The sequence below is a fragment of the Bradyrhizobium sp. AZCC 1577 genome, from assembly GCF_036924575.1.
Lineage (GTDB): Bacteria > Pseudomonadota > Alphaproteobacteria > Rhizobiales > Xanthobacteraceae > Bradyrhizobium.
In genome coordinates, this window is sequence record NZ_JAZHRQ010000001.1 from 1100694 (window position 1) to 1126852 (window position 26159).

Annotated in this window: 20 protein-coding genes and 2 pseudogenes; 5 read left to right on the top strand and 17 right to left on the bottom strand. The window is 63.5% G+C overall.

Annotation, left to right across the window (positions count from 1 at the left end; genetic code table 11):
- Positions 1-54: 54 nt before the first annotated feature.
- The 3 genes from V1278_RS05080 to V1278_RS05090 form a co-directional block, all read right to left on the bottom strand.
- Positions 55-1656, bottom strand: a complete 1602-nt coding sequence (locus V1278_RS05080; RefSeq protein ID WP_334379901.1) for an ABC transporter substrate-binding protein — start codon at positions 1654-1656, stop codon at positions 55-57.
- A gap of 292 nt (positions 1657-1948) precedes the next feature.
- A complete protein-coding gene (locus V1278_RS05085; RefSeq protein WP_334379902.1) occupies positions 1949-3499 on the bottom strand; it encodes an AMP-binding protein in 1551 nt (516 codons plus the stop codon).
- A 16-nt stretch (positions 3500-3515) separates the two neighbouring features.
- Positions 3516-4670: an iron-containing alcohol dehydrogenase gene (locus tag V1278_RS05090; protein WP_334379903.1), complete on the bottom strand. Its 1155-nt coding sequence runs from the start codon at positions 4668-4670 to the stop codon at positions 3516-3518.
- Positions 4671-5072: 402 nt separating this feature from the next.
- Here V1278_RS05090 and V1278_RS05095 point away from each other — a divergent pair, with 402 nt between their 5' ends.
- The 3 genes from V1278_RS05095 (at position 5073) to V1278_RS05105 (ending at position 10773) form a co-directional block, all read left to right on the top strand.
- Positions 5073-6284 (top strand): efflux RND transporter periplasmic adaptor subunit, encoded by a 1212-nt coding sequence (locus V1278_RS05095; RefSeq protein WP_442893783.1) that lies wholly within the window; start codon positions 5073-5075, stop codon positions 6282-6284.
- Positions 6281-9460: an efflux RND transporter permease subunit gene (locus V1278_RS05100; RefSeq protein WP_334379905.1), complete on the top strand. Its 3180-nt coding sequence runs from the start codon at positions 6281-6283 to the stop codon at positions 9458-9460. Before V1278_RS05095 ends, V1278_RS05100 begins: the two co-directional genes overlap by 4 nt.
- 119 nt (positions 9461-9579) lie before the next feature.
- Positions 9580-10773 (top strand): ABC transporter substrate-binding protein, encoded by a 1194-nt coding sequence (locus tag V1278_RS05105; RefSeq protein WP_334379906.1) that lies wholly within the window; start codon positions 9580-9582, stop codon positions 10771-10773.
- A gap of 164 nt (positions 10774-10937) precedes the next feature.
- Here the strand turns inward: V1278_RS05105 and V1278_RS05110 are convergent, their stop codons facing one another.
- From V1278_RS05110 to V1278_RS05125, 4 genes are read right to left on the bottom strand one after another with little or no spacing between them, the layout of a single operon-like run.
- Positions 10938-11330 carry an MAPEG family protein gene (locus V1278_RS05110; protein ID WP_334379907.1) on the bottom strand — a complete coding sequence of 131 codons (393 nt, stop codon included), beginning with the start codon at positions 11328-11330 and terminating at the stop codon, positions 10938-10940.
- Positions 11331-11360: 30 nt separating this feature from the next.
- On the bottom strand, positions 11361-12446 hold the full coding sequence (locus V1278_RS05115; RefSeq protein ID WP_334379908.1) for a lipocalin-like domain-containing protein: 1086 nt from the start codon (positions 12444-12446) through the stop codon (positions 11361-11363).
- The gene (locus tag V1278_RS05120) at positions 12436-14898 is read right to left on the bottom strand and encodes an ABC transporter permease (protein ID WP_334379909.1); all 2463 of its coding nucleotides are present in this window, start codon (positions 14896-14898) and stop codon (positions 12436-12438) included. Before V1278_RS05120 ends, V1278_RS05115 begins: the two co-directional genes overlap by 11 nt.
- Positions 14895-15581, bottom strand: coding sequence for an ABC transporter ATP-binding protein (locus tag V1278_RS05125; protein ID WP_334365448.1), 687 nt, complete (start codon positions 15579-15581; stop codon positions 14895-14897). The genes V1278_RS05120 and V1278_RS05125 overlap by 4 nt, the downstream gene beginning before the upstream one ends.
- 257 nt (positions 15582-15838) lie before the next feature.
- Here V1278_RS05125 and V1278_RS05130 point away from each other — a divergent pair, with 257 nt between their 5' ends.
- Entirely contained in the window at positions 15839-17125 is a 1287-nt protein-coding gene (locus tag V1278_RS05130) for an MFS transporter (RefSeq protein ID WP_334379910.1), read from the top strand.
- Between the two features lie 165 nt (positions 17126-17290).
- Here V1278_RS05130 and V1278_RS05135 read toward each other — a convergent pair.
- Together V1278_RS05135 and V1278_RS05140 are read right to left on the bottom strand one after the other, a co-directional pair.
- Positions 17291-19033: pseudogene (locus V1278_RS05135) on the bottom strand (N-acyl-D-amino-acid deacylase family protein).
- Between the two features lie 102 nt (positions 19034-19135).
- On the bottom strand, positions 19136-20350 hold the full coding sequence (locus tag V1278_RS05140) for an MFS transporter (RefSeq protein WP_334379911.1): 1215 nt from the start codon (positions 20348-20350) through the stop codon (positions 19136-19138).
- Between the two features lie 174 nt (positions 20351-20524).
- On the opposite strand from V1278_RS05140, the gene V1278_RS05145 reads away from it, so the two are divergent.
- Positions 20525-21826, top strand: a complete 1302-nt coding sequence (locus V1278_RS05145) for a hypothetical protein (protein ID WP_334379912.1) — start codon at positions 20525-20527, stop codon at positions 21824-21826.
- A gap of 103 nt (positions 21827-21929) precedes the next feature.
- Here V1278_RS05145 and V1278_RS05150 read toward each other — a convergent pair whose 3' ends face one another.
- The 8 genes and pseudogenes from V1278_RS05150 to pobA form a co-directional block, all read right to left on the bottom strand.
- Positions 21930-22091, bottom strand: coding sequence for a hypothetical protein (locus V1278_RS05150; RefSeq protein ID WP_334365443.1), 162 nt, complete (start codon positions 22089-22091; stop codon positions 21930-21932).
- Positions 22092-22543: 452 nt separating this feature from the next.
- Entirely contained in the window at positions 22544-22834 is a 291-nt protein-coding gene (locus tag V1278_RS05155; RefSeq protein ID WP_334365442.1) for a hypothetical protein, read from the bottom strand.
- A gap of 6 nt (positions 22835-22840) precedes the next feature.
- Entirely contained in the window at positions 22841-23080 is a 240-nt protein-coding gene (locus tag V1278_RS05160) for a hypothetical protein (RefSeq protein ID WP_051379883.1), read from the bottom strand.
- 191 nt (positions 23081-23271) lie between these two features.
- The gene (locus tag V1278_RS05165; protein WP_334379913.1) at positions 23272-23499 is read right to left on the bottom strand and encodes a methyltransferase; all 228 of its coding nucleotides are present in this window, start codon (positions 23497-23499) and stop codon (positions 23272-23274) included.
- Positions 23456-23638 carry a methyltransferase gene (locus V1278_RS05170; protein WP_334379914.1) on the bottom strand — a complete coding sequence of 61 codons (183 nt, stop codon included), beginning with the start codon at positions 23636-23638 and terminating at the stop codon, positions 23456-23458. The genes V1278_RS05165 and V1278_RS05170 overlap by 44 nt, the downstream gene beginning before the upstream one ends.
- A 94-nt stretch (positions 23639-23732) precedes the next feature.
- Positions 23733-24161 carry an ABC transporter substrate-binding protein gene (locus V1278_RS05175; protein WP_334379915.1) on the bottom strand — a complete coding sequence of 143 codons (429 nt, stop codon included), beginning with the start codon at positions 24159-24161 and terminating at the stop codon, positions 23733-23735.
- A 32-nt stretch (positions 24162-24193) separates the two neighbouring features.
- Positions 24194-24538 (bottom strand): annotated as a pseudogene (locus V1278_RS36825) (ABC transporter substrate-binding protein); the annotation flags it as partial.
- 437 nt (positions 24539-24975) lie between these two features.
- Entirely contained in the window at positions 24976-26154 is a 1179-nt protein-coding gene (pobA, locus tag V1278_RS05180; RefSeq protein ID WP_334379916.1) for a 4-hydroxybenzoate 3-monooxygenase, read from the bottom strand.
- Between the last annotated feature and the right edge of the window lie 5 nt (positions 26155-26159).

Genomic DNA, 26159 nt, shown 5'->3' on the forward strand with positions numbered 1-26159 from the left:
CACAAAATTGCGCGCTCGAAATTTACCGTCACACCGGCTTCTCTCGGCCGAACGCTACTTGTCCATCCAGACGTCTTCGTAACGGTAGCCGTTGTAGGAGCTGTTCACCATGATGGTGATGCCCTTGACATAAGGCTGCCAGCACGAGCCCTGGCGGGCGTGCAAGATGATCGGCCGCGCCACGTCTTCCTGCAGCTTCTTGTCGATCTCCCAGACCAACTTCTTACGCTTGGCGGCATCCTTCTCCATCGACTGCTCGTCGAACAGCTTCTCGATTTCCCTGTTGCAGTAGTTGGTATAGTTGCGCTCCGAGCCGCAAGAATAGTTTTCGTAGAATGACTGGTCGGGATCGTCGACGGCATTGCCGGTGAGGTTGAGGCCGAGCGAGTAATCCTTGCGGGCGACCTTCGGGAACCATTGTGCGGTATCGACGACGTCGAGATCGCCGTCGATATAGATGCTCTTCATCTGGTCGATCAGGATGACGGCGGGATCGCGGTAGATCGGGATGTTGCGCGTGGCGACCTTGACGGCGAGGCGCTTGTCCGGTCCATAGCCCGCCTTCTGCATCAGCTTGCGCGCCTCCTCCCGATTGGCGTTGACGTCGGGACCGTAACCCGGAATCGATTCCAGCATTTCCTTCGGCATCGCCCACAAGCCGCCCGGTGCGGGGAGCATGGTGCCGCCGATGTCGGCCTGTCCCTCGTACAGTATCGAGACGAAGGCCTTGCGGTCGAGCACCAGTGCCAGCGCGCGGCGAATGTCGATATTGTCGAACGGCGGGGCGGACGAGTTGACGATGATGTTGGTCGAGACGTTGACCGGCTCGACCACGCATACTGCATTCGGCGCCTGCGACTTGACCTCCTTCAAGAGCGGGATCGACACTTCGGTCGGGAAAGTCATGTCGAACTTCCCGGAGACAAATCCGAGAATGGCCGTCGAACGGTTGGTGATGATGGTGAACTCGATGCCGTCGAGGTGCGGCTGGCCCTTCTTGAAGTAGTCGGGATTCTTCGTGAGCTTGATCGATTCGTTGGCCTTGAACTCGACGAATTTGAACGGGCCGGTGCCGACCGGCTTGGTACGCATGTCGGCCGGGGAGACGTGGCAGGGGTAAACCGGGGTGTAGCCGGAGGCTAGTAACGACAACAACGCCGGCTGCGGCCTCTTCAGGCTGAACGATGCCTCGAGATCGCCGTTTGTCGTCACGTCCTCGACCTGGTTGTACCAGGACTTTCGCGGGTTCTGGCGAAACTTCTGTTGCGACTTGCCCATCAGCATGTCGAAGGTGCATTTGACGTCGGCTGAGGTGAACGGCTTGCCGTCATGCCACTTGACGCCTTGCTTCAATTTGAAAGTGAGTTTCTTGCCGTCGTCGCTCCAGGCCCAGCTCTCCGCCAGATCCGGGACGATGGAGTCTGCGCTGTTCTGCGCGACGTCCTGCTTGAACATGACGAGGTTGTTGAAGACCGGCATGAAGGGAACGTTGATCGAGAAGGTCGCGCCTTCATGGATCGAGGCGCTGCCCGGGCTGTCGCGATGATAGACCCTGAGGATGCCGCCCTGCTTCGGCTCGCCGGCCGATGCAACATCATAAGCCGGCAGCAGCAGCAACAACAACGCTGTGGCGGCAAGCGCATGAACGCTCCGCATGATCCCCTCCCATATGTGCTCGGTCTCGAAACGGCCGATTGCATCAGACGATAGCATGCCCGCGCGTCCGGGCAACCGGCCAAGACAATGCACAGATCGGCAATTCGAACTAATCGAAATCCGTGCGGCGGAACATGCGCGCCAACCGGCCGTTCGCTGCGAAAGCGGCGGATTGGTTGCAGCGTAGCCGTCATGTTGCGGCTCGCGCTGGAATGTCTCGCCGGATGATGCACCGCACCACCGGGTGTCGCGACGTCTGTGTTCGGGTTGGCCATCTCACATCGTCGCATGCTCACACGATCCGCGAGGTCTTGTTGCCCCAATAGCGATCGCGCAACAGGCGCTTGTAGAGCTTGCCGGTCGGCAGCCGCGGCAGTTCGGCCTCGAAATCGATCGAGCGCGGCACTTTCTGGCGCGAAAGCGACTGGCTGCAGAAGGCGATCAGTTCGTCGGCCAGTTCCTGTCCCGGCGAGACGCCCGGCATCGGCTGCACCACGGCCTTTACCTCCTCGCCAAGGTCGGCATTCGGCACCCCGAACACGGCGGCGTCGGCGATCTTGGGGTGAGTGATCAGGAGGTTCTCGCATTCCTGCGGGTAGATGTTGACGCCACCGGAGATGATCATGAAGGTCGCGCGGTCGGTCAGATAGAGAAAGCCGTCCTCGTCGACATAGCCGACGTCGCCGACCGTGCTCATGCTGCCGTCCGGCGAACGCACTTCCTGGGTCTTGGCCGGGTCGTTGAAATATTCAAAGGGGGTTGCGGTCTTGAACCACACCGTGCCGGGCGTGCCGAGGGGGCAGGGTTGCATGTCCTCGTTGAGAATATGGAGGTCGCCGAGCATCACCCGGCCGACGGTGCCGCGATGGGCCAGCCATTCCTCGGTGTTGCAGGCGGTGAAGCCGAGCCCTTCGGTGGCGCCGTAATATTCATGGATGATCGGCCCCCACCATTTGATGATGTCGTCCTTCACCGCAGCCGGGCAGGGCGCGGCAGCGTGGATCGCGATCTCGAGCGATGAGAGGTCATAGCGCTTGCGGACATCCTCTGGCAGCTTCAGCATGCGCGAGAACATCGTCGGCACAAGCTGGGTGTGGGTAACGCCCCATCTTTGAACCAGCTCCAGATATCTTTCCGGATCAAAACTTTCCATGATGATGACGGTGCCGCCGGCGCGGATCGTCAGATTGACCGCCGCCTGCGGCGCCGAATGATACAGCGGCGCCGGCGAAAGGTAGATCATGCCTTCGCGGTAGTGCCAGACGCCGTGCAGGAAATCGAAGATCGCCAGGTTCTGAAGCGGAGGTTGTTCGGGCAGCGGCCGCAGGATGCCCTTCGGCCGGCCCGTGGTGCCCGACGAATAGAGCATCGCGGTGCCGATGCATTCGTCCGATCTCGGCGTCTTCGGGAGGCCTGCCGTCGCCTGCTCAAGCCCGACGATGCGGTCGCTCTCGCCGTCGCCGTCCGCGACAATGCACAAGTCGACCTTGGGGCATTCCTTCAGCGCCTCGCGGGCGACGTCGAGCTTTGCCTTCGAGGTGATGAGAATGCGCGACTGGCTGTTTGTGAGGATGTAGGCAAGCTCGCCCGCGGTCAGGTAGGAGTTCACGCAGGTATAATAAAGCCCGCTGCGTTCGCCGGCGCCGCAGGCCTCGAGGTAGCGGCTGTTGTTCTCCATGAAGATCGAATAGTGGTCGAGGCGCTTGAGTCCGCGGTTGCGAAACAAGTGCGCCAGCCGGTTCGTGCGCGCCTCCAGTTCACGATAGGTTACGGCCTCTCCGGTGGAAGCCATGATGAAGGCGGGCTGCAGCGGACGAAGGTGAGCATGTGTGCCGGTGTACATATTGGCTTCGGTCTCCTTACGCGGTCATGTCCAAAATCTCGCGTACCTGCGCCGGTTCATCGATCTTGCGCGGATTGCGCGGCACCCACGGCGTTGCCATCGCTTGTTGCGCGATGCGGTCGAAGTGCTCAGGCCCAACCTTGACCTCGCGCAGGCTGCGCGGCATGCCGAGATTGCGAATGAATCGATCGAGCACGTCGCCGGCGTCCTCGTTCGGATGGCCCATGGCGGCTGCGACCAGCGCCTGACGTTCGGCATTCGCTGACTTGTTCCATCGCATCACCGACGGCAGCATCACGCAGGAGGTGTAGCCGTGCGGGACTCCGAACTCCGCGCCGAGCACGTAGCCGATGCCATGGCTGGCGCCCATCGGCACGCCGGAAGCGAGAGGCCCGGTCGAAAGCCAGGTCCCGATCTGGCAATCCATCCGCGCGTCGAGGTCGCCGGCCGCGGCCTTCACCCGTGGCAGCGCCTGCGCCAGCATCGATAGGCCCTTCAGCGCCTGCGCATCGCCATATGGGTGAGCCTCGCGCGAGCAGATGCCTTCGACGCAATGGTCGACGGCGCGGATACCGGTCGACAGCCACAGCCATTCCGGCGTGTGTTGGGCAAGCCAGGGGTCGAGAATCACGGCACGCGGTATCAGCAGCGGATGGCGCAGCGCTTCCTTGACCTTCGTCTTCTCGTTGGTGACGCCGGCCGTGGAGGAGAATTCACCGCCAGCGATCGTCGTCGGCACGCTGATCTGGCGCACCGTCGGCGCGGCAAGTTGCGGTGAGCCGCCGCGACCGGCCTTGATCCGGTCGATGTCATCTGCGCTGCGGACGTCGTTGGCGAGGCAGAGCTGCACAGCCTTGGCGCCGTCGGTGATCGACCCGCCGCCGATCGTGACGATGAGATCGGCATCCGCTGCGCGGGCCTGTTCGCTGGCGGCGATCACGGCTGAGCGCGGCGTGTGCGGCGGCATCGCGTCGAACGTGCCGACGCAGCGCGGTCCCAGCGCACGGCGGATGGTATCGATCACATCGGTTTCGCGGTTGAGCGTGCCGCTGACCATCAGGAAGGCGCGCCTCGTGCCGAGCCGATCCACCTGCGCGACAAGCGCCTCGGACGCCGGCCGTCCGAACACGACCTCGTCCATGGCGCCGAATACGACACGCCCTCTGTGCACGATTGTCCTCCCCGGACATTTTTCTGGCCCTTGTGGCGGGCCTTGCGGCGAGGTTAGCCGAGGAAATCGGCGACGTCATGCTTGAAGGCGGCAAGCCTGCGCCAAGAGGCGCGCCGCGGAATGACGAGGGCGGGGCGGGGCGAGAGTCTCTGCACGATGTCACGTTTTCGTCATCAGGCGGCGACTAGCTGGCCGTTCGTCGCAACGGGTTCCGCTTTCATCGCAATGCGAAAATGCGAAATCGTGCGTTGCGAAGAGCGTTGACTACGCTGATGCATAACGATTGTGCTTGATCCCAGCCGGTTCTTGACGAGACTGGGAACCGATCACATCTGTGGCCTCCGCAACTAAGTTCCACGGCAAGCTTTTCCATCGATCAGGATGTTGAGAATGCAGGGGGAGATGGGATTGAGCACGACTGAGCCATTGAAACGCCCGGCTGCGGCAAGCCGTGATGGTCACTCACTTCGCGGTCTCAAATGGTTGCCCCCATTGCTCGCGCTTGCGCTGTCCGCCTGTGGCGACAAGCCGCCGCAACAGCCAGCCGCCGCGGCGCCATCGGTCACGGTCTCGCAGCCGGTGAAACGCACCGTTACCGATTGGGACGAATTCACCGGCCGCTTCGAGGCCATCCAGGAGGTCCAGGTTCGCGCCCGCGTCGGTGGGTTCGTGACCAGCGTCGAATTCCGCGACGGCGCGATCGTGCGCTCAGGTGATCTGCTGTACGTGATCGACGCGCGTCCGTTCGAGGCGGTCGCCGAACAGGCCGACGGGCAGTTGTCCGATGCGCGCGCGAGAGCGGAACTCGCCAGACGCGAACTCGACCGCGCGCTGACATTAAATCAAACCCAGGCGGTGTCCGATTCCGTCGTGGACCAGCGCCGCCAGACCCTGCAGGCGGCGCGCGCCGCGGAGATGCAGGCCGAAGGCGCGCTCAAGGCCGCCAAGCTCAACATCGAATTCACCCATGTGATGGCGCCGATCACCGGCCGCGTCAGCCGCCATCTCGTGACGCCAGGCAATCTCGTGCAGGGCTCCGAGGGCGGCGCCACGCTGCTCACCTCGATCGTCTCGCTCGACCCGATCTACATCTATTTCGATGTCGACGAGGCGACTTACTTGCGAAACAGCCGGCTCTGGTTCGAAGGCAGGCGGCCGAGTTCGCGCGACACGCCGAACCCGGTCCAGGTGACGCTGACCGGCGAAACCAAGCCCTCGCATGAGGGCAAGATGGATTTCCTCGACAATCGCCTGGACGTGTCGACGGGTACGCTGCGCAGCCGCGCCGTGATCCCGAACAAGGATCTCTCGATCCTGCCCGGACAGTTCGGCCGCGTCCGGATCGTCGGCAGCGGGCCTTATGAGGCGCTGCTGCTGCCGGACACGGCAGTTGCGACCGACCAGTCGCGCAAGATCGTTTTTGTCGTCAAGGACGACAATACGGTCGAGGCGAAGCAGGTGACGCTCGGACCGCTCGATGAAGGCCTGCGCGTGATCCGTGAAGGCCTGAAGCCGGAAGACCGCGTCATTATCGACGGCCTGCAACGGGCACGGGTGGGGGCAAAGGTCAGCCCGCAGCCGGGTGAGATCAAGCCGGCCGGTGCCAAGACATGAATCTCGGCCGCCTCTCCATCAACCAGCCCATCCTGGCGATGGTATTGTCGATCGTGCTTCTGATCGTCGGCGCGATCGCCTACACCACGCTGCCGGTCTCCGAATATCCGCAAGTGGTGCCGCCGACGGTGACGGTCACTACGCAATATCCCGGCGCCTCTGCGCAAACCGTATCCGACACCGTCGCCGCTCCGATCGAGCAGGAGATCAACGGCGTCGAGGATATGCTGTATCTCTACAGCCAGGCCACCTCGAACGGGCAGTTGACGATCACGGTCACCTTCAAGCTCGGCACCGATCTCGACAAGGCCCAGGTGCTGGTGCAGAACCGCGTCGCGATCGCGCAGCCGCGGTTGCCCGAAGAGGTGCAGCGCAACGGCGTCATCACCCGCAAGAACAGCCCTGACATCCTGATGGTCGTGTTCATGCTGTCGCCGGATGATACGTTCGACCAGCTCTACATCTCCAACTACGCGCTGCTGCAGGTCCGGGACGAGTTGCTGCGGCTCGACGGCGTCGGCGACATTCAGATCTTCGGCGCGCGCGACTATTCGATGCGGCTGTGGCTCGACCCCGACAAGATCTCTACGCTCGGCCTGACCGCGGGCGAAGTGGTGGCGGCGATCCGCTCGCAAAACGTGCAGATCGCGGGTGGCCAGATTGCGGAGCCGCCGATCGGCGACCGCGCCTTTTCGCCGAATCTCACCTTTACCGGCCGGCTGAAAGACCCGAAACAATTCGAGGAGATCGTGGTCAAGGCCGGCGCCGACGGGCGCACGGTCAAGCTGCGCGATGTTGCGCGGATCGAACTCGGTGCTTTGGCGTATTCGACCAACAGTTTTCTGCTGCGCAAATCCGCTGTCGCCATGCTGGTGACGCAGCGGCCGGGCTCGAATGCCCTGGCGACCGCCAAGAGTATTTCCAACACGATGGAGAAACTGAAGGCGAGCTTCCCGAAGGGGCTCGACTACAACATCGGCTACAACCCGACCGAATTCATCGCGCAGTCCGTCAGCGAGCTGATCAAGACGATCTACGAGGCGATGGCGCTGGTCGTGATCGTGGTGCTGGTATTTTTGCAAGGCTGGCGGCCGGCGATCATCCCGATCATCGCGATTCCGGTCTCGCTGGTCGGCACCTTTGCGGTGATGGCGGCGCTCGGGTTCTCGATCAACAATCTGACGCTGTTCGGCCTTGTGCTGGCGGTCGGCATCGTGGTCGACGACGCGATCGTGGTGGTCGAAAACGTCGAGCGCCACCTCGAACATGGCATGAGCCGGCGCGACGCCGCGCTCCGCACCATGCAGGAGGTTGGCAGCGCGCTGGTGTCGATCGCGCTGGTTCTGTGCGCTGTGTTCGTGCCGACCGCCTTCCTCGGCGGCATCTCCGGGCAGTTCTTCCAGCAGTTCGCCGTCACCATTGCGGTCGCGACCGCGATTTCCTGCTTCTGTTCGCTGACGCTGTCGCCGGCGCTGGCATCGTTGATCCTGCAGCCGCATGAGGACAAGAGGCCGCCGGCACGCTGGAATTTCATCGCCCGCGGTTGGGGCGCCTTTACCGGCGTGTTCAATCGCGGCTTCGACCGGTTGGCACATGGCTATGCCAGCACCGCCGATTTCGTGATCCGGCACGCGGTAGTGATGCTGGTGCTCTATGCGGCGCTGATCGGCAGCGCCGGATGGCTGTTGATGACGACGCCGCAAGGTTTCATTCCGGCGCAGGACCGTGGCTACGTGATCGTTTCCGTGCAATTGCCGGGTGCGGCCTCGCTGGCGCGAACGACCGAAGTGGTCCGCGAGATCGAGCGGATTGCGCTGGATACGCCGGGCATCATTCGTGTCGCGGCATTTGCCGGCTTCTCGGGCGCAACGCGGACGCAGGCGGGCAATGCCGCCGCGCTATTCCCCGTGTTCGAAGATCCGGCAGAGCGCCACAAGAAGGGGCTTTCCGCAGGCGCGATCGCCAACAATCTGCGCGCGCGGCTGGCGAGCATCCAGGGTGCCTTCATCATCGTCATTCCGCCGCCCGCGGTGCCCGGCATCGGTACCGGCGGCGGCTTCACCATGCGCATCCAGGACCGTCAGGGCCGCGGCTCGGAAATGCTCGCGGCCGCAACCGACGAACTGGTCGGCGCCGCGCGCAAGGCGCCCGGCCTGACCCAGGTGTTCTCGCCGTTTGCCGCCAACACGCCGCAACTGTTCGTCGACATCGACCGCGTCAAGGCGCAGAAGCTCGGCGTGCCGATTGCGAACATCAACGATACGATCCAGACCTATTTCGGCTCGTCCTATGTCAACGACTTCAACCTGTTCGGCCGCACCTACCGCGTCACGGCGCAGGCCGATCTGCCGTTCCGGAAGGAGACGTCCGATCTCGCACGCCTGCGCACCCGTAACGCCGCCGGCGACATGGTGATGCTCGGCAGCGTTGTGAGTTTCAGCGACATCTCCGGCCCCGACCGCGTCGCGCGCTACAATCTCTATCCGGCGTCCGAGCTGCAGGGCGACACGTTGCCGGGGACCAGCTCGGCGACCGCGATCGAGACCGTGAAGAAGCTGGCCGAAGAAACGCTGCCGAGCGGTTTCTCGTTCGAATGGACCGATCTGTCCTACCAGCAGGTTACCGGCGGCAGCGCGGGCCTCTATGTATTCCCGATCTGCGTGCTGTTCGTGTATCTGGTACTGGCGGCGCAATATGGCTCGTGGAGCCTGCCGTTCGCGGTCATCCTGATCGTGCCGATGTGCCTGCTCGCTGCCACCGTCGGTGTGCGGATCATGGGGCAGGACGTCAACATCCTGACCCAGATCGGTTTCGTGGTGCTGGTGGGGCTGGCGGCCAAGAACGCCATTCTCATCGTCGAGTTCGCGCGCGATATCGAACTCGAAGGAAAGGCGCGCCTGGATGCCGTGATCGAAGCCTGCCGGCTGCGGTTGCGGCCGATCCTGATGACGTCGTTTGCCTTCATCCTCGGTGTGTTGCCGCTGGTGATCTCGTCGGGCTCCGGCTCGGAGATGCGGCAGGCGGTGGGCGTCGCCGTGTTCTTCGGCATGATCGGCGTCACGCTATTCGGCCTGGTGTTCACGCCGATCTTCTACGTCATCGTGCGCAACCTCGCCGAGGGCAAGGGCAAGAAGCGGGCGGCGGTGTCAATTCGCGCTCGTCGCGCCCCGCAATGACGGCGCAGTTTCGATCAAAGTTCCCCAATACTTTTGGCTGATCTGAAATGGATGGGCACTCGCGGGGTTATTGAATAAAGTCGCGAGGTTCCTCTGACAAAAAATTCCTGGAGAAAAGAATGAAGTCGGGATTGTTGGCCGCCGCTGCGGCAGTTGGTCTTTTGCTCGCCGCGCCGGCATCGGCGCAGGGCGTCAAGATCGGCATTTTGAACGACCAGTCCGGGGTCTACGCCGATTACGGCGGCAAGTGGTCGTTCGAAGCGGCCAAGATGGCGATCGAGGATTTTGGCGGCGAGGTGCTCGGCCACAAGATCGAAATCGTCTCCGCCGACCATCAAAACAAACCGGATCTCGCCACCGCGATCGCGCGGCGCTGGTACGAGGTCGAGGGCGTCGACATGATCACGGAGCTGACGACCTCCTCCGTCGCGCTCGCGATTCACGAGCTTTCTAAGGAGAAGAAGAAGATCGACATCGTCGTGGGTGCTGCGACTTCGCGCCTCACCGGCGATTCCTGCCAGCCGTATGGATTCCATTGGGCGTACGATACGCACGCGCTCGCCTACGGCACCGGCGGTGCGCTGGTGGAATCCGGCGGCGATACCTGGTTCTTCATGACCGCCGACTACGCCTTCGGCCATGCGTTGGAAAAAGACACCGGCGATTTCGTCAGGGCGAAGGGCGGCAAGGTGCTCGGCGCAGTCCGCATTCCCCTGAACTCGTCGGACTTCTCTTCCTTCCTGCTGCAGGCGCAGAGTTCGAAAGCCAAGATCATCGGTCTCGCCAATGCCGGCCTCGACACCACCAACTCGATCAAGCAGGCGGCGGAATTCGGCATCGTCAAGAGCGGCCAGAAGCTCGCCGGCCTGTTGCTGACGCTTGCCGAAGTGCACGGCCTCGGCCTCGACGCCGCCCAGGGCCTGGTGCTGACCGAAGGCTACTACTGGGACCGAGACGCCAAGAGCCGCAATCTCGCCGAACGCTTCTTCAAGCGCACCGGCCGCATGCCGAACATGATCCAGGCCGGCACCTATTCGGCGACGCTGCAATATCTGAAGGCGGTAAAAGCGGCGGGCACCAAGGACACCGAGGCGGTGGCGAAGAAGTTGAAGGAGCTCCCGGTCGACGACGATTTTGCGCAAGGCGGCAAGGTGCTGGAAAACGGCCGCATGGTGCACGACCTCTATCTGTTCGAGGTCAAGAAGCCATCTGAATCGAAGAAGCCGTGGGATTACTACAAGCAGCTCACCGTGGTGCCGGGCGACAAGGCGTTCCCGGCGGCGAAGGATTCCGGCTGCCCGCTGGTGAAGTAAGCTTTTTTGTCGTCCCTGCGAACGCAGGGACCCATAACCACAGGCGGTTGTTGGTTGCGCCGGGCGATGGCCCCAGCGTCGCGCAACAATTGCCATCGGTGGTTATGGGTCCCGGGTCGCGCTGCGCTTGCCCGGGACGACGTGGGGAGAGAGAAGCGTGTCCGTCACCCCTGCACCAACCGCCACAAGATGGCGCCGAATGCGCCGACCCACAGCGCGATCGTCGCCAGCGCCTGAGTCGCAAAGCCGGGGCTGCGCTGTGGGACCGACTTCGCGTAGCCAAATATATAGAGAATGCGGCCCATCACCCAGACCAGCCCCAGCGCAGCGGCGATGCTGTCGCTGATATAAATCGCGAACAGCCATAGCGCCGGCAAAAAGATCGGCAGCCATTCCAGCGTGTTCATCTGCGCGCGAAACACGCGCTCGAAATCTGGATTGCCCGAGATCGCCGGCAGCTTGACGCCGAATTTGCCGCGCGCCTGCGACACACGAACGGACGAGTAGAAGTAGACCAGGATCGCCAGCAAGCTGACGAGCGCGGTGAGATGATACATCGCTGAAACTCCCCTGTTTCGTGCGCGGGCTTAATAGCCCGTCATTTCCAGATAGCCCACCCCCGTGTGGCTGCCTGCGAAGCGAATCGGGCCTTCCCAATAGGGAAAGCTCGTGCCCATCCAACTCCTGGGATTGAGCGGCGTGCACTCGATTCTGAGCGCCTTGCTCGGAACCTCGATGCGCCATGTGGTCGGAATTTTTCGCGCCCCAATCTCGGTGAACGCGAGCGGCGTCATGGCGATATCCGCGGAGGCGAGTTGCTCGGCCGTGCCGTCGGGCGCGATCCATTTGCCCGAGCCATAATGCTGGCCGTCGGTCTGGCGCATCCGGTACAGCATCAATTTGTCGCCAGCGTTGAAATGCAGCGAGAGCCAATCCCATCCGCTTTGATCCGCGGCCAGCGGCTGGCTGCTCCACTCGCGATCGAGCCAGGCCATGCCGGTGACGTCGATGGGCCTGTCGTCAATGGTGAGGATGCCCGTCGTCGCAAAATGCGGCTGGCTGTAGTAATAGGAGGCCTGTTCGCGCAGCGATTTGCGGCTGTAGCCGCCTTCGCCCTGCAGCACCAGCGGCCGATCCGCGTCCAGGCGCAGCGTGTAGCTGAAGTCGGGGCCCGATGCTTTCAGTTCCAGCGGTGCGATATTGTCGTCATTCACGGAATCGAGGGCGCGCATCTCCCAGGCATCGATCCAGGCGTGAAACGGGTTGGCCTCGACGCCGGCCTGGCCGACACCGCCGCGCGCGAACGTCTGGCTGAAGCGATGAGTATCTTCGCGGGTGACGGCGGCATGGCCCATCCAAATCTGCTGGTTGGCCCAGCCCTCTCGCGGTCCGCCCGGCGCGATCGCTTGGCGAAACAGCGTCCATTGGGCGCCGTAGGCTGCTCCGCTGACATCGCTAAGATTGGCCGTCACATACCACCACTCGATGCGGAATTCCGGATGTGGGCCGTGGTCGGCAGGAAAACCAAATGTCCTGCCCGGCACGACCGGCGCAAATCCATCCGCGCTATCGCCAAGCCCGGCAAAGCCCTGCGCGAGTGCCTCGCCGCCGAATCCGGCGAAGAGCGCGCCGCCGATGAAGCAGCGGCGGGTAATGAGACCGCTACCGTTCATTGGCAAAGATCCTGATCAGGCTGGTCGGCTGCATGCGCGCCAGCCTGATGACGGGGAGCGCGGAAGCCGCAACCGCTGCCGCCATCGCGACGCCGGTGAGCCACAGCAATTGCAGCGGAAAGACATGAAACGGCAACCGCCAACCGAACGCCTTGACGTTGACGATCGCGAGCAGGCACCACGCGACCAGCAAACCCAGCGGAAGCGCAAAGATGGTGGTGATCAACGCCACCGAGGTCGTCTTCAACAGCTCGATGGCCGCGAGCCGCCGCCGCGTGACGCCGATCGCCCACAATGGGGCCAGTTGCGGCAGGCGGGAATTGGCAAGCGTCAAGAGGCTCGTCAACAGCGCCACGCCGGCGACGCCGAGCGTGAAGGCGTTCAGCGCCGCCGTGACCGCGAAAGTGCGGTTGAAGATCCGCGTCGATTCCGCCTTCATCGTCGCCTGGTCGGCGACATTGCGATCGTCGAGGCCGAATTTTTCCTGCAGCGCCGAGATCAACGCCGGGATCTTTGGCGAGGCGACCCGCAGTCCCATGCGCGTCAGCGGGATTTCCGGAAAGCGCCGCGTCAGCGCGGCGAAGTTCACCGCGATCTGGCCCTTGGGGTTGCCATAATCGGCATAGATGCCGACCACGTTGAGCGTCCAGTTTCCGCCTGACGCGGGCACTTCGATTCGGTCGCCAAGGGAGAGATGCAGCCGTCGCGCCAGTTGTTCGCTGACAAGGGCCGCATCGCCAGGGCGAAGCTTGACCCAGGCATCCTCAGTCGATTGCAGCAGCGGCCAGTTGTCGCGATAGGTGGCGTGATCGGACAGGCCCAGCACCTCGATCGGCGCGCCCGCCAATTGCGTATCGGCACGGCCGCCGGGCAGGATCGCCTCGACCTCGGGGCGTTCGCGAAGCCACGCCTTGATCTCGTGTGCCTGCGCGTCGTTGGCGGCGTTGACATAAATTTCTGCGGCCAGCCGCCCGTCCAACCAGACCAGAAACGTGCGGGAAAAACTCTCGACCATGGTGGAGACGCCGACATTCACCGCCAATGCAAGCAACAGCGCCATCAGGGCGAGCGACAATCCCGACAATTGCTGGCGGCTGTCGGCCCAGAACCAGATTCCGAGCGGGGCTCGTGCATAGCGCTGGCCAAGCGACAGCACGATTTCCAGAAACATCGGCAGGATCAGCGCTGCGCCGAGCATTATTGCAGCGAGCACGGCAAAGCCAGAAATCAGGGAATCGCCAAACCACAAAAAGCCGCCGGCCGCTGCGAACGCGACGAGCGCCAGCGCACTCTGGTAAATGAGCCAGCGCCGCTGCGCCTGTTGCCAGGCGAAGGGCTGGGCGGTGGCGAGCAACGGCAGCCGCAGCGCCTTGGTGAGACTGGCAGCCGCCGCTGCGAGCGCGCCCAAGATGCTGATGGCGATGCCCGCGATCCACCATTGCGGCTTGAGCGTGAGATGTCCCGGAATCTGCGCGCCATAGAGCCCGCGCAGCGATGCGGCGACGTCAGGCAGTAGCGCGCCGGCGATGAAGTAACCGCACACGAGTCCAATCAGCCCCGCGGCCAGTGCCAGCGCCACCAGTTCAAGCACCAGCACGGCGTTCAGCATCCGCGCCGAGACGCCGCAGGCGCGCAAGGTGCGCAAGGTCGGCAACCGCTGCTCGAAGGCGAGCCCGATCGCCGAATTGACGATGAACAGGCCGACAAAGAACGACAGCAGCCCGAACGCGGTCAGGTTCAGGTGAAAACTGTCGGTGAGACGTTCGAGATCGGTCTCCGCATCGGCTTCGACCAGCCGAAGCTTGTCGCCGGCAACGCTTTCAAGCGGCGCGTGCCTCCCGGTCGCCTTGCCGATCAGGAGCCGCGAAAGCTGGTCCGGCATTTTCAGGAGGTTCTGCGCAATGCCGATGTCGACGACCAGCACGCCGGGCACCAGGTTTGGCTGCACGCGAAGCGGCGGCAGCGGTGCGCCGCCATCGCCTCGTGGACGCGCGCCCTCCGCGAGCTTGAGGTCGGAAAGCGTTTCCGGCGCCACCAGGATCTCGCCCGGCGGCGTCATGAAGGATTGCAGGCCGGCTTTGCCGATCGTCGGCGCGTTGCCGACTTCAGCGGGCAGCGTAACGGGTTCGATGCCGAGCAGCCGCAACGACCGTCCCTCGATCTGGATGCGGCCTTCGAGCATCGGCGAGACCGGCCAGCCGGCGCGGCGCAACTCGACAAAGAGTTCTTGCGGAAAAGTTACGCCGTTGCGGGCGACCAGCATGGCGGTGCGCGTGCCGCCAAACGTAGCGGCGGCGCGATCATAGGATGTGCGCGCCTGCTGATTGAGCGCCTGCACGCCGCTCCACAGCGCGGTCGCCGAGATCAACCCGATCAGCAGGGTCGCCAACTGCATCGGGTGCCGCCGCCAGTGGCTCAGCAGCACGGCCAGCGTCCACAGCGCGCGTTTCACGCGATCACCCCGGCGTGGAGGTTGACCTGGCGGTCGAGCGTTGCTGCGAGCCGCGCGCTGTGCGTCACCAACAGAAAACCGCAGCCGCTGCGCGTCACCAGGTCGCGCGCCAGCGCCAGCACTTCGTCCGCCGTGTCCTCGTCGAGATTGCCGGTCGGCTCGTCTGCGAGCAGCAATAGCGGCTTGACCGCCAATGCCCGGCCGATTGCGACGCGTTGTTGCTGACCGCCGGACAATTGCTCGGGATAGCGCTTCAGGAAGCGGCCGAGCCCGAGCCGCTCCACCAGTTCGTGGTGCCAGGCCGCATCGTGACGACCGGCGATGCGCGACTGGAAAACGAGGTTGTCTTCCACGGTGAGGCTCGGGACCAGGTTGAATTGCTGAAACACCAAGCCGAGCCGGTCGCGGCGCATTTCCGCCCGCTCGGCATCGCTGAGTTCGGCGACTGCGGCATCCGCCAACCTGATCTCGCCGCCGTCGGCCGCATCGAGCCCGGCGATCAGGTGCAAGAGCGTGCTCTTGCCACTGCCGGATTCGCCGGTGAGTGCGACGCTCTCACCGGCAGCGACCGTCAGGTTCACGCCGCGCAGCACCGCGACCTCTTCGCCGGCGGTGCGGTAGCTCTTGGTCAGGCCGGCCACGTGCAGCACGGGGCCGGTCGCACTGGGATTGTATTTGGTCATTCGAGACGATGGACCGATCTGACCATGAAAATCCCCCGACGTGATGGCATGCAACATATCAGGGCACGCGTCCCCGATCACGGCCTCAATCGCGCCGCGCCGCGATCGTGATCCGGTTGTGGCGTGCGCCTGTCGCACCAGCCGGCAGTTGCACGGCGGGCATTTGCGGAAATCGCGGTTGCCTTGCCCGCAAGCCCCCTTGTAGCATCGAAACCGGCCAATCCTACAGAATCAGCAAAGATACGGGGAAACCAGCCATGACCGCGCAAGCGACGCCCAAGGGGACGCCCAAGGGCGCCTGGACAATTACCTTCTTGCTGTTTCTGTTCATGCTGGTGAACTTTGCCGACAAGATCGTCGTCGGGCTTGCCGGCGCGCCGATCATGGATGAGCTGAAGCTCTCGCCGGAACAGTTCGGCTTTCTCGGATCCTCGTTCTTTTTCCTGTTTTCCATCTCGGCCATCGTCGTGGGCTTTATCGTCAATCGCATCGATACCCGCTGGGTGCTGCTCGCGATGGCGGTGATCTGGTCGGTGGCGCAGTTTCCGATGGTCGGCACCGTCGGATTTACGACGCTCGTGATCTGCCGCATCATCCTTGGTGCAGGGGAGGGACCTGCGTTCGCGGTAGCGGCGCACGCGGTCTACAAGTGGTTTCCCGACGAAAAGCGGACGCTGCCCACCGCGATCCTTTCGCAGGGCTCGGCGTTCGGGGTGATCCTCGCGGTGCCCGCACTGAACTGGATCATCGTCAATCATAGCTGGCACTATGCGTTCGGCGCGCTCGGCATCGTCGGCCTGATGTGGGCAGCGGCGTGGCTGGTCATGGGAAAGGAGGGACCGCTGGTTCAGACCGTTACAACGGCCGCTGCCGACCCGCGCGTTCCCTATCTCCAGCTTCTAACTTCGCGAACCTTTATCGGCTGCTGCGCCGCGACCTTTGGCGCCTATTGGGCGCTGTCGCTCGGCCTCACCTGGTTCACGCCATTCATCGTCAAGGGGCTGGGCTTCTCGCAACAAGACGCAGGCTGGATTTCGGTTTTGCCCTGGGTGTTCGGCGCGGCCATCGTGCTGCTGACGGGCTGGGTTTCGCAGGTGATGCTGACGCGCGGCTATACCACGCGCGGTGCGCGCGGTGTGCTCGGCTCGGTGCCGCTGATCGTCGGCGGGGCGATTCTTGCCGTGCTACCCTATGTCAACGGCGCGGGATGGCAGATTGCGTTCCTCGTCGTCGGGTCCGGGCTGTGCGGCTCGATCTATGTGGTCTGTCCGCCGATGCTCGGCGAATTCACCCCGGTGCAGCAGCGCGGCGCCGTGATCGCAATCTATGGCGCGATCTACACGCTGGCGGGAATGATCGCGCCGTTCGTGATGGGCGCCGTGATTCAGAATGCGGCGGTGCCGCTCGACGGCTACATGACCGGCTTCACCATCAACGCCGTGATCATGGCGGCGTCAGGGTTGCTCGGACTGTTGCTGCTGTGGCCGAACACGGAACGCGCAAGGCTGATGGCGCAAGCAGCGGCACAACCGAAATTCGCGTGAGGAAATAACAAATCCATCCGTCGTCCCTGCGAACGCAGGGACCCATAACCACGAATGCTGATTGTCTAAGCGAGACGTCTGCCACATCGCCCTGGACGATGAGCCGCGGCGTATGGGTCCCTGCGTTCGCAGGGACGACACCGAGTACGACGAAACGGCGCCGTCTTAACTCGCCGCCGCATCCATCTGCGGCTTTGAGCCCTGCGCGCCGCGCACCAGCTTGCCCGGGCGCGCGCCGGTGGCTTTGCCGGCGTGCTGCGTCACCACGCCGGAGACGATGGTGGCGTCATAGCCATCGATCTGCTGCATCAGGCGGCGGCCGCCGACCGGCAGGTCGTAATGCACTTTTGGCGGATGCAGATGCAGACGGTCGTAATCGATCACGTTGACGTCGGCCTTGAAGCCGGGCGCGATCACGCCGCGGTCGTAGAGGCCGACCGAAAGCGCGGTCTTGCGCGATTGCGCGGCGACGACGAACGGGATCGACAGTTTTTCGCCGCGGGTGCGGTCGCGCGTCCAGTGCGTCAAGAGATAGGTCGGGAAACTGGCATCGCAGATGATGCCGCAATGCGCGCCGCCGTCGGAGAGCCCCGGCACGGCATTGGGATCGCGCAGCATCTCGCTGACAGCATCGAGATTGCCGTCGGCATAATTGAGGAACGGCACGTAGAGCATGCCGCGGCCGTCATCCGTCAGCATCGCATCATAGGCGAGTTCTTCCGGTTGCTTGCCCTGGCGACGGGCCTAGGCGCCCAGCGTGTTTTCCGGCGGCTGCTCGTAGTCCGGCGGATCACCGAGCAGGTACATTTTGTCGTAGTTCGGCCGGAAGAACAGCGGATCGTCGGTCGCGGTGGCGTGCTCACTCAGGATCGCCTTGCGTACGTCCGGCTGGCGCAGCCGCGCGAGCCGCTCGGTGAGCGGCAGATGTGCAATCGCCTGGTAGCTCGGATGAGTCTGGAACGGGTTGCGCGACAATTCGAGGCCGAGCATCAATCCGACCGGGCGGGCCGCGATCTGTGCCGTAATCGACAGGCCGCGCGCCGAAGCATCCCTGATGGTGTCGAGCGTCTGGCGCCAGCGCTGCGGCGCTCTGTCGTTCTGCGTGATCGAGAACGATACCGGGATCTTCGTGTTCTCCGCCACCCGCAGCATCATCGGCAGATCTTCGTCGATTCCGGAAAGATCGAGGACGAACTGAAAGACGCTACGGCCGTGCGCGTGCATCGCAGCGGCAATCGCGGTCAGTTCGTCCTCGCCGGCCTTCAGCGTCGGCGTAAAATCGCCGGTCGAGGTGCGGTGGTTGAGCGTGCGCGAGGTCGAGAAGCCGAGCGCGCCTGATCGCACCGCATCAGCAGCCAGTGCTGCCATCGCCTTGTTGTCGTCTGATGTCGAGGGATCGCGGCGCGCGCCGCGCTCGCCCATCACATAGACGCGCAAAGCCGCGTGCGGCAGTTGCGCGCCGATGTCCATGTCGAAGCTTCTCTTCGACAGCCACTCCATGTAATCCGGAAAGCTCTCCCAGGCCCATGGGATGCCGGCGCTCAACACCGGCTCGGGGATATCCTCCACGCCTTCCATCAATTGAATCAGTCGGACATGGTCGGCCGGTCGGCACGGCGCGAAGCCGACGCCGCAATTTCCCATGATCGCTGTGGTGACGCCGTTCTGCGAGGAGGGCGTGATGTCCTGGCTCCAGGTGACCTGGCCATCATAATGTGTGTGGACGTCGACAAAGCCTGGCGTAACCAGTCTGCCCTTGGCGTCGATTTCTTCCTTGCCCTTTGCCGCTACCTTGCCGACTTCGGTGATGCGGCCGTCTGCAATCGCCACGTCGGCTTCGAACAAGTCGCCACCCTTGCCATCGGCAACGGTGCCGCCGCGGATCACGAGGTCGGGGGTCGAGGTCATGGCTTCCATCCCGGTTCTGATTTTGTTGTTGCCGCATCATCCGATGCGGTCAGATGCTGTCAACCGCCGGGGATGAGGCTCAGGAATGCATCGCCGACGCAGTTATGCCCTGGCGAGTTCCGCCGGCTTGCGGTCCGTCACCAGCGCCAGCAGGACCGTCAGCACCATGAAGGCGACAGAGGCGCCGAACACCCAATGCGGCAGGCTCTGGTCCATGATCCAGCCAAACAATAACGGGGAGAGTATGCCGCTGAAATTGAAACCGGTGGAGACGATACCGAAGGCGCGGCCCGCGGCGCCCGCAGGAGCCGCGTTGCGCACCAGCATGTCGCGCGAAGGGGCGATGACGCCGCCGAGGAATCCGGCCAGCCCCATCGCGGCGGTCAGCACCACCGACGGCAAATTGATCGTCGCAATGATTGTTATGATGACGGCGTTGATGGCAAAGCACGCAGCCGCGACATTGCCATGCCGCGTGGTGCGGTCGGCGAGATAGCCGCCGGCGAGCACGCCGGCTGCGCTGGCGCCGAGATAGGCGGTCAGCGCGACGTTGGCGGCCGAGAAAGTCACACCATAGCCGCTCATCAGCGCAACCACGCCGAAATTGCTGATGCCGGCGCTGGACAGGCCGAGCAGCATGAAGAAGATCGTCAGTACGATGATCGCAGGCGTCACGATGCTCTGCTGCGGCGCTGCAGGGTCATCGGCCTTGCGATCGGCCGAACTGGCATCGGGAATCTTGACCGCGATCAATAGCAGCGCTGCCGCAGGGCCGACCGCACCGGCCACGATCAGCGCGCCGAGCCCGCCGACGGCTGTCACCAGCATGAGCATGATCGTGGGCGCCACCGCACCGCCAAGGAAACCCGCAAAGGTATGGACCGAAAACGCCCGGCCCATCCGCGCTTCATCCATATGCGTCGACAGGATCGCATAGTCGCAGGGGTGATAAACGCTGTTGGCAAGGCCGAGCAGCGCGGCCGAGATGATCAGCGAGACGTAGCTCAGGTGCAGGCCTAGCATGACCAGCGCGAGGCCGCCGACGGTGAGGCCGATCAGCAGCACTTTTCGTGCGCCAATGTGATCGGCGAGATAGCCGATCGGGGCCTGAGTCAGGCCGGAGACGACGCCGAACACCGTGAGCGCGAAGCCGAGCTCAATGTAGCCGACGCCCAACTGCTCCTTCAGGAACGGAAACAGCATCGGCAACACAAACAGATGGAAATGGCTGACCCAATGGGCGACCGAAATCGCCGCGAGCGTGCGCAGCGAGGTGTCCGCTTTGGCTTGTTGCGGTGCGGCCAGAATGTCGACCATGTCGGCTCAAAAATCCTGTGTAACTTGTGGCCCGGCTGGGCGGGGCTGAAAATATAGGCAGGCCGTTATTTGTCCATGAATGCCGCTGCATGGCTGCCCCGGCGCAGGGCAGGGCGCACGAAATGCCGCCATTAAATCAGGAGACAAAGGCGGTTTACGCGGCAATGATCCGGCATGCCTGATCCCGCAACACCGCTCCGGGTACTGGTCTCCGAAGGTTCCTCGACTTCGGCCCGGGAGGCCATTACGATTCTCGGTCTTTCGGGCCATCACGTCGAGGTCTGCGATCCCTCGCCCTGGTGTCTGTCGCGGCTCTCGCGCTTCGTCCGCAAATTTCACCGCTGCCCTGGACTGCGGGGCGACCCCGCCGGTTACCTGGCCTTCGTCGAGCAGCGACTGGCCGGCGGAAAATTCGACGTGCTGCTGCCGACGCACGAGCAGGGATTTTTGTTTGCGCGGGTCGCGCAGCGCATCGAAGGCCGCGCCGGTCTCGCGCTGCCGAACTTCGAGAGCTATCGCGAAGCGCATAGCAAGGCCGGCTTCAGCCGGCTGCTCGATCGGTTGGGATTGCCGCAGCCGCCGACGCGCATCGTGCAATCCGCGCAAGGGGTGCGCGATGCGGTTCGCTATCCGGCCGTCGTGAAGACTTCTGTCGGCACCGCCAGCCGGGGCATCTGGTTCGTGCGTTGCGCGGACGATCTGATGCGCGCGCTGCACGATCTCGAGGACAGCGACGCATTCGCCGGTGAGGTGCTGGTGCAAGACCTCGTCGCAGGCACTACCGAGAAGGCGCAATCGGTATTCTGCCGCGGCCGGATGCTCGGCTTTCATGCCTATCGGCAGATCGCGGCGGGCGTTGGTGGCGGCGAGGCGATCAAGCAGAGCGTGAGCCGGCCGGTCGTTCGCGCTTACGTCGAGCAGATCGGCCGGGCGCTCGATTGGCACGGCGCGCTGTCGGTCGATTACATCATGCCGGACGTCGATACCGCGCCATTGCTGATCGATTGCAATCCGCGGCTGGTCGAGCCGATGAATGCCTATCGCTCCGGCGTCGACCTCGTCGGACTTTTGCTTCTGATCTCGCTGGGCGAGACGCCGGCTCCGTTGCTTGCAAGCCGCGAGGGCGTGCTCACGCACCTGGCGATGCAGGCGCTGCTCGGATGTGCGGCGCGCGGCGGAACGCGACCCGACATTCTCAGGGAATGCTTGCATCTCGCTGCGGCGCGCGGGCCTTATGCCAGCAGCAGCGAAGAACTCACACCGGTGCAGTCGGACTGGATCAGCGCCGTGCCGCTGGCGCTGACGGCAGCCGCGCTGCTGGTTTCGCCGAAGCTGGCGGTCAAACTAGCACGCGGCGGCTTTGGCGCGCATCTGCTCGATGCAGCGAGTATTCGGGTGATTGAAAGCGAAGGCTTCTACCAACACAGCTCGTCATCGCCCGGCTTGACCGGGCGATCCGGTACTCCGCAGCGCTGATGTTCTGCAGAAAGGCCGTGGCGTACTGGATCGCCCGCCCGGAGCCTGTCATCGGGCGCGCCTTCGCGCGACCCGTTGGCGGGCGATGACAACTTTTATGAGGCTACAACGGCTCATCGTCGGGGCCATAACGGTCCCGCTTCGGCGTAGCGATGTCGCCGTCCTCGTAGTCCTCCTCCTCCTCAACCGGCGGGCGCGGTGGCTTCTTCGGCTTGGCATCGCCTTGTTTCGGAGGCTCGCTGTTCTTCCTGCCTGTTCCGCCCATATGATTTCACCAAAGTGATGATTCTCGCCGGATCAATCGGCGTTTGCGCTGCATGCCGACTCAGGGTAACGGCATGACCTCAATCTAATCGCGCCCGGAAGATATCCTAGCGCCGGTCAAACGTTTCTTCCCGCCCTTTTTGCGGCTTCAGCTCGAAGGGCATCACATGGAGCCAGTATGAAGAAGCCCCGCATTGCGCTCGATGAACCGCAACAGCGCGCAAGATCCTCCGCGCCGACAAGGCTCCGACCGCCGGTTATTCGCTGGTCGTGGATGGCCACTTCAAGTCGCATCACGATACGGTGGAGGCGGCTGAGGAAGCGGGCATGGCGTTGAAGAACCGCTTCCAGATGCTTCAGGTGCAGGTTTACGATGCCGAGAACAAGACGCGATCGATGATCGATTGGCCGGGGCCGGCGTAACGCCGAATCTTCGAGTTCGATCGGCCGATCTCAGGTTCGCCGTCCGCCGTTCTGTTGGCTCGCCAGCCACTCGGACAGGGCCACCGGCTTCTCGTCGGCCCGCTTTGTGCTGCTGCGCGCCTTCTTTGCGGCCTTTGCGGCGGGCGCACGTTGCGGCTCGGCTGCTTCGCGCGCAAGCCGCAACGCCTTCAGCTTCGCCATATTGTCGAGCACGGCTTTCGCCGCTGCGTCGCGTTCGGCTTTGCCGGACTTGGCGTCCTGAACGGCCTTGGCCGCCTTGTCGAAGCGCGCCTGGGCGCGATCGCGATCCTCTTTCGTCATTTCAAGTCAGCCTCTTTTCGCAATCCTGGCTTTGGTCTTGCCCTTGACCTTCGATTCCGGCGGATTTGCACGGTCGGCCGCTTCCTTTGCCAGGCGCAGCGCGCGCAGCTTCTCGGTTCGCTGGCGGATCGCAATATCGGCAGCCGCGATCTCGGCCATCGCCTTGATGCCGTCGACTTCCTGGGCGCGCTTGCGGTTGAGCCTCATTTCTTTCAGCTCGGCGGCGCTCTTCGGCTCATCATTCATGTCATACCTCTGAAATCACGACTGATATCGTCGAGCGGTCTGTGGCCCATTTACCACGGATCGGCGCGCAGAGGATGTTATTTTCGGTCGAAAATGGCGCAGTTTCTGACAGAATCTGCCTTGATATGAAAGGTTGCGGGAACACGGCAGGTTGAGCCGGTCTTCGATGGGCGGCTCGATGAAGCTGAGCCTTACGGCTTGCGGCCGATCACGGCGCCGTTCGCGGCGGGTGCGTCGAACCAGACCGTCTCGATGTCCCAGAATCCGGCTTCCTCGAGCCACGCCGAGTATTCGGCCGGCGTGTAGTTCCGCCCTTCCGTCTCGATCAGCATGTTGAGGCTCATCAGCGCAGCCGGCGCCGGCCCGGTCTTTTCGTCATTGACGAGAAGCTCGCTGATGACGACTGCGCCGCTCGGCAAAGCCTCGAAGGACCCGCAGCAGGGCGCGGTTCTTCGCCTCGTCCCAATCGTGCAGGATCATCGACAGGAGATGCACGTCGTGATCCCCGGGAAGCTGTTCGAAGAAGTTGCCGCCGGCGGTCTCGATGCGGTCGGTCAAGCCGGCCTCGGTAACGGGGTGATTTCGGGATTCGGACAATCGGTTACGGCTGAAACGGACCGATACCCAACGCAGTCATCGCTGCGCAACGTGCTCAATGGGGGCGGGGGCGGCACGGATCGATCTTCAGCTCCTTGCACGGATCCTTGACGCGCTCGATGGTCCTGATCACCTTCTGATGCAGACGACCGTTCTGCATGATCACCTCCGAGAGATACTCGTTCATCACCACGTCACGCGTAACCGGATCGATTTCGATCGGCCCGCGTGGGCTGTCATGCGTCCAGCCCTTGAGCGCCGCAAGCGCCTCGCTTGGGTCGCTTTTGCCGTTCGTTGCATGGATCGCGTGCACGATTGCCGCCATGCCGTCGTAGCCGCCGACGGCGAAGAAGTCCGGAACTGCGTCGGCACCGTATTCCTTCTTCCATGCCGCGACGAAGCGCTGGTTCTCCGCGTGGTCGAGATCGGCATTGTAGTGGTAGGCGGTGACAAGACCGGCCGCTGCCTCTCCCATCCTTTGCAACCTGCTGTCCTGGCTGATTTATAGCCGACCACCGCGGTCTTCGCCTGCAGTGTCTTAGCGGCGGCCTCGCCCATGGAGAATCCAGCGTGCCAATTGCTGAACGACACGCGGACATAACAGGGCGAAAGGTTCGGGATGTGCGCTGCGCCTGCGTTCAGGATCGCCGCGAGCTTCTTTCCTGCGTTGACCAGCGGCGCGCTGGCGATCGCGCTCGGCGAATCGTACCAGCCGGTGAGGATATCGACATTGTCCTGGGTCAGCAGCTCCTGCACCGCGACACGCGCATTGGCGCCGGCGAGATCTTTGGCGTCGCGTCTGATCAGCTTGATCGTGTATGGCTTGACCTTGTCGGGGGGTGAGCTTGAGGTAGAGATCAAGACCTCGATCGATTTGCTGCGCGTTCTCCGCGCCCACGCCGGTATAAGGCAACTGAACGCCGACCTTCACCTCCTGCGCAGGTGCCCAGGTGCTGGAGAGGATCAAGGCGGTCGAGGCTGCGGCGATCAGTCCGGTCACCAGACTCCTAGATGCGGCCGGCAGTCGCATAAGACGGCTGTTCTTCTGCATGTGGTCAACAGGCTTCGTGTGCATCACTAGTGTGGCGGTTCAGAAGTCCGCACCATTCTCGCGGCGAGTTGGACATACGGACTTCTGAACCAAGCCACAGACTTCTGAACCAAGCCACAGACTTCTGAACCAAGCCACACTGGAATCAACGAGTTGCCAGTGTCCTTCGATTCCAGAGTTCGTGCGGGCCCCGCTGCCGATAAGGCGCTGCGAGCGATTGCGGCAGCGAAGCGTAGCGCTCGCGGCATCAGCTCTCAAATGGCAGGCCGACATACTGCTCGGCGAGCGATGCCTGCGCACGCTCCGACGCAAGAAGGTAATCGAACTGGTTCTCGCGCATGCGCCGGTCGAACGGCGCTTCATTAGGGAACTGGTGGATCAACGTGGTCAGCCACCACGACATGCGCTCGGCGCTCCACACCCGGCGCAGCGCCATATCGGAATAGCCGTCGAGATAGTGGGTGCGGCCGGCCTTCAAGGCCTCGGTCAACGCGCGCGAGAGGTAGAACACGTCGGAGACCGCGAGGTTGAGACCTTTCGCTCCTGTGGGAGGGACAATGTGCGCTGCGTCGCCCGCCAGAAACAGGCGACCATAGCGCATCGGCTCGGCGACAAAGCTCCGTAGCGGCGCGATCGATTTCTCGATCGAGGGACCGGTCACGATGCTGTCGGCCATGTCCTTCGGGCAGCGCGCCTTCAATTCCTCCCAGAAGCGGTCGTCCGGCCAGTCCTCGATGCGGGCGTCGAGATCGCACTGGATGTAGTAGCGGCTCAGCATCGGGCTGCGCTGCGAGGCGAGCGCGAAGCCGCGCGAATGATAGCAATAGCAGATCTCCGGATAGGGCGGCGTCTCCGACATGATGCCGAGCCAGCCGAACGGATAGCCGCGCTCGAACGTGCGCAGCACCGACGCCGGGATCGATTGCCGGCTCACGCCATGGTGGCCGTCGCAGCCAGCGACATAGTCGCAATCGATCCGGCGGGTCTGCCCGCCCTTTTCGTAGGTCACGTGCGGGCGGTCCGACGTCAGCTCGTGCAGCGCTACGTTTGCCGCGTCATCGATCACGACGCCGCCAGCGGCGTCGCGCGCGGCATAGAGATCCTCGGTGATCGCGGTCTGGCCATAGGACATCATCGGTCGGCCGGTGAACTTGCGGGTGTCGATGAGGAAGTGCAGCTTGCCTTCCCACGCGATGCCCGAGCCGTCATGGACACGTCCCTCCCGATCCATGCGCGCGCCGAGGCCGACCTCGCGCAAGAGTTCGATCGTTCCCGCTTCCAGCACCCCGGCGCGGATGCGCTCGAGCACATGGCCGCGGCTCTGCCGCTCCAGCACGATGCTGTCGACGCCGTTGCGGGCGAGCATGTGGGAGAGTAGTAGACCGGCGGGACCGCCGCCGATGATGGCAACCTGCGTTCGCGTCATCGCCG

Coding starts and splice junctions, on each gene's coding strand:
- V1278_RS05080 (WP_334379901.1), bottom strand. CDS start 1,656: ATGCGGAGCGTTCATGCGCTTGCCGCCACAGCGTTGTTGTTGCTGCTG.
- V1278_RS05085 (WP_334379902.1), bottom strand. CDS start 3,499: ATGTACACCGGCACACATGCTCACCTTCGTCCGCTGCAGCCCGCCTTC.
- V1278_RS05095 (WP_442893783.1), top strand. CDS start 5,073: ATGGGATTGAGCACGACTGAGCCATTGAAACGCCCGGCTGCGGCAAGC.
- V1278_RS05100 (WP_334379905.1), top strand. CDS start 6,281: ATGAATCTCGGCCGCCTCTCCATCAACCAGCCCATCCTGGCGATGGTA.
- V1278_RS05105 (WP_334379906.1), top strand. CDS start 9,580: ATGAAGTCGGGATTGTTGGCCGCCGCTGCGGCAGTTGGTCTTTTGCTC.
- V1278_RS05110 (WP_334379907.1), bottom strand. CDS start 11,330: ATGTATCATCTCACCGCGCTCGTCAGCTTGCTGGCGATCCTGGTCTAC.
- V1278_RS05115 (WP_334379908.1), bottom strand. CDS start 12,446: ATGAACGGTAGCGGTCTCATTACCCGCCGCTGCTTCATCGGCGGCGCG.
- V1278_RS05125 (WP_334365448.1), bottom strand. CDS start 15,581: ATGACCAAATACAATCCCAGTGCGACCGGCCCCGTGCTGCACGTGGCC.
- V1278_RS05130 (WP_334379910.1), top strand. CDS start 15,839: ATGACCGCGCAAGCGACGCCCAAGGGGACGCCCAAGGGCGCCTGGACA.
- V1278_RS05140 (WP_334379911.1), bottom strand. CDS start 20,350: ATGGTCGACATTCTGGCCGCACCGCAACAAGCCAAAGCGGACACCTCG.
- V1278_RS05145 (WP_334379912.1), top strand. CDS start 20,525: ATGCCTGATCCCGCAACACCGCTCCGGGTACTGGTCTCCGAAGGTTCC.
- V1278_RS05150 (WP_334365443.1), bottom strand. CDS start 22,091: ATGGGCGGAACAGGCAGGAAGAACAGCGAGCCTCCGAAACAAGGCGAT.
- V1278_RS05155 (WP_334365442.1), bottom strand. CDS start 22,834: ATGACGAAAGAGGATCGCGATCGCGCCCAGGCGCGCTTCGACAAGGCG.
- V1278_RS05160 (WP_051379883.1), bottom strand. CDS start 23,080: ATGAATGATGAGCCGAAGAGCGCCGCCGAGCTGAAAGAAATGAGGCTC.
- pobA (WP_334379916.1), bottom strand. CDS start 26,154: ATGACGCGAACGCAGGTTGCCATCATCGGCGGCGGTCCCGCCGGTCTA.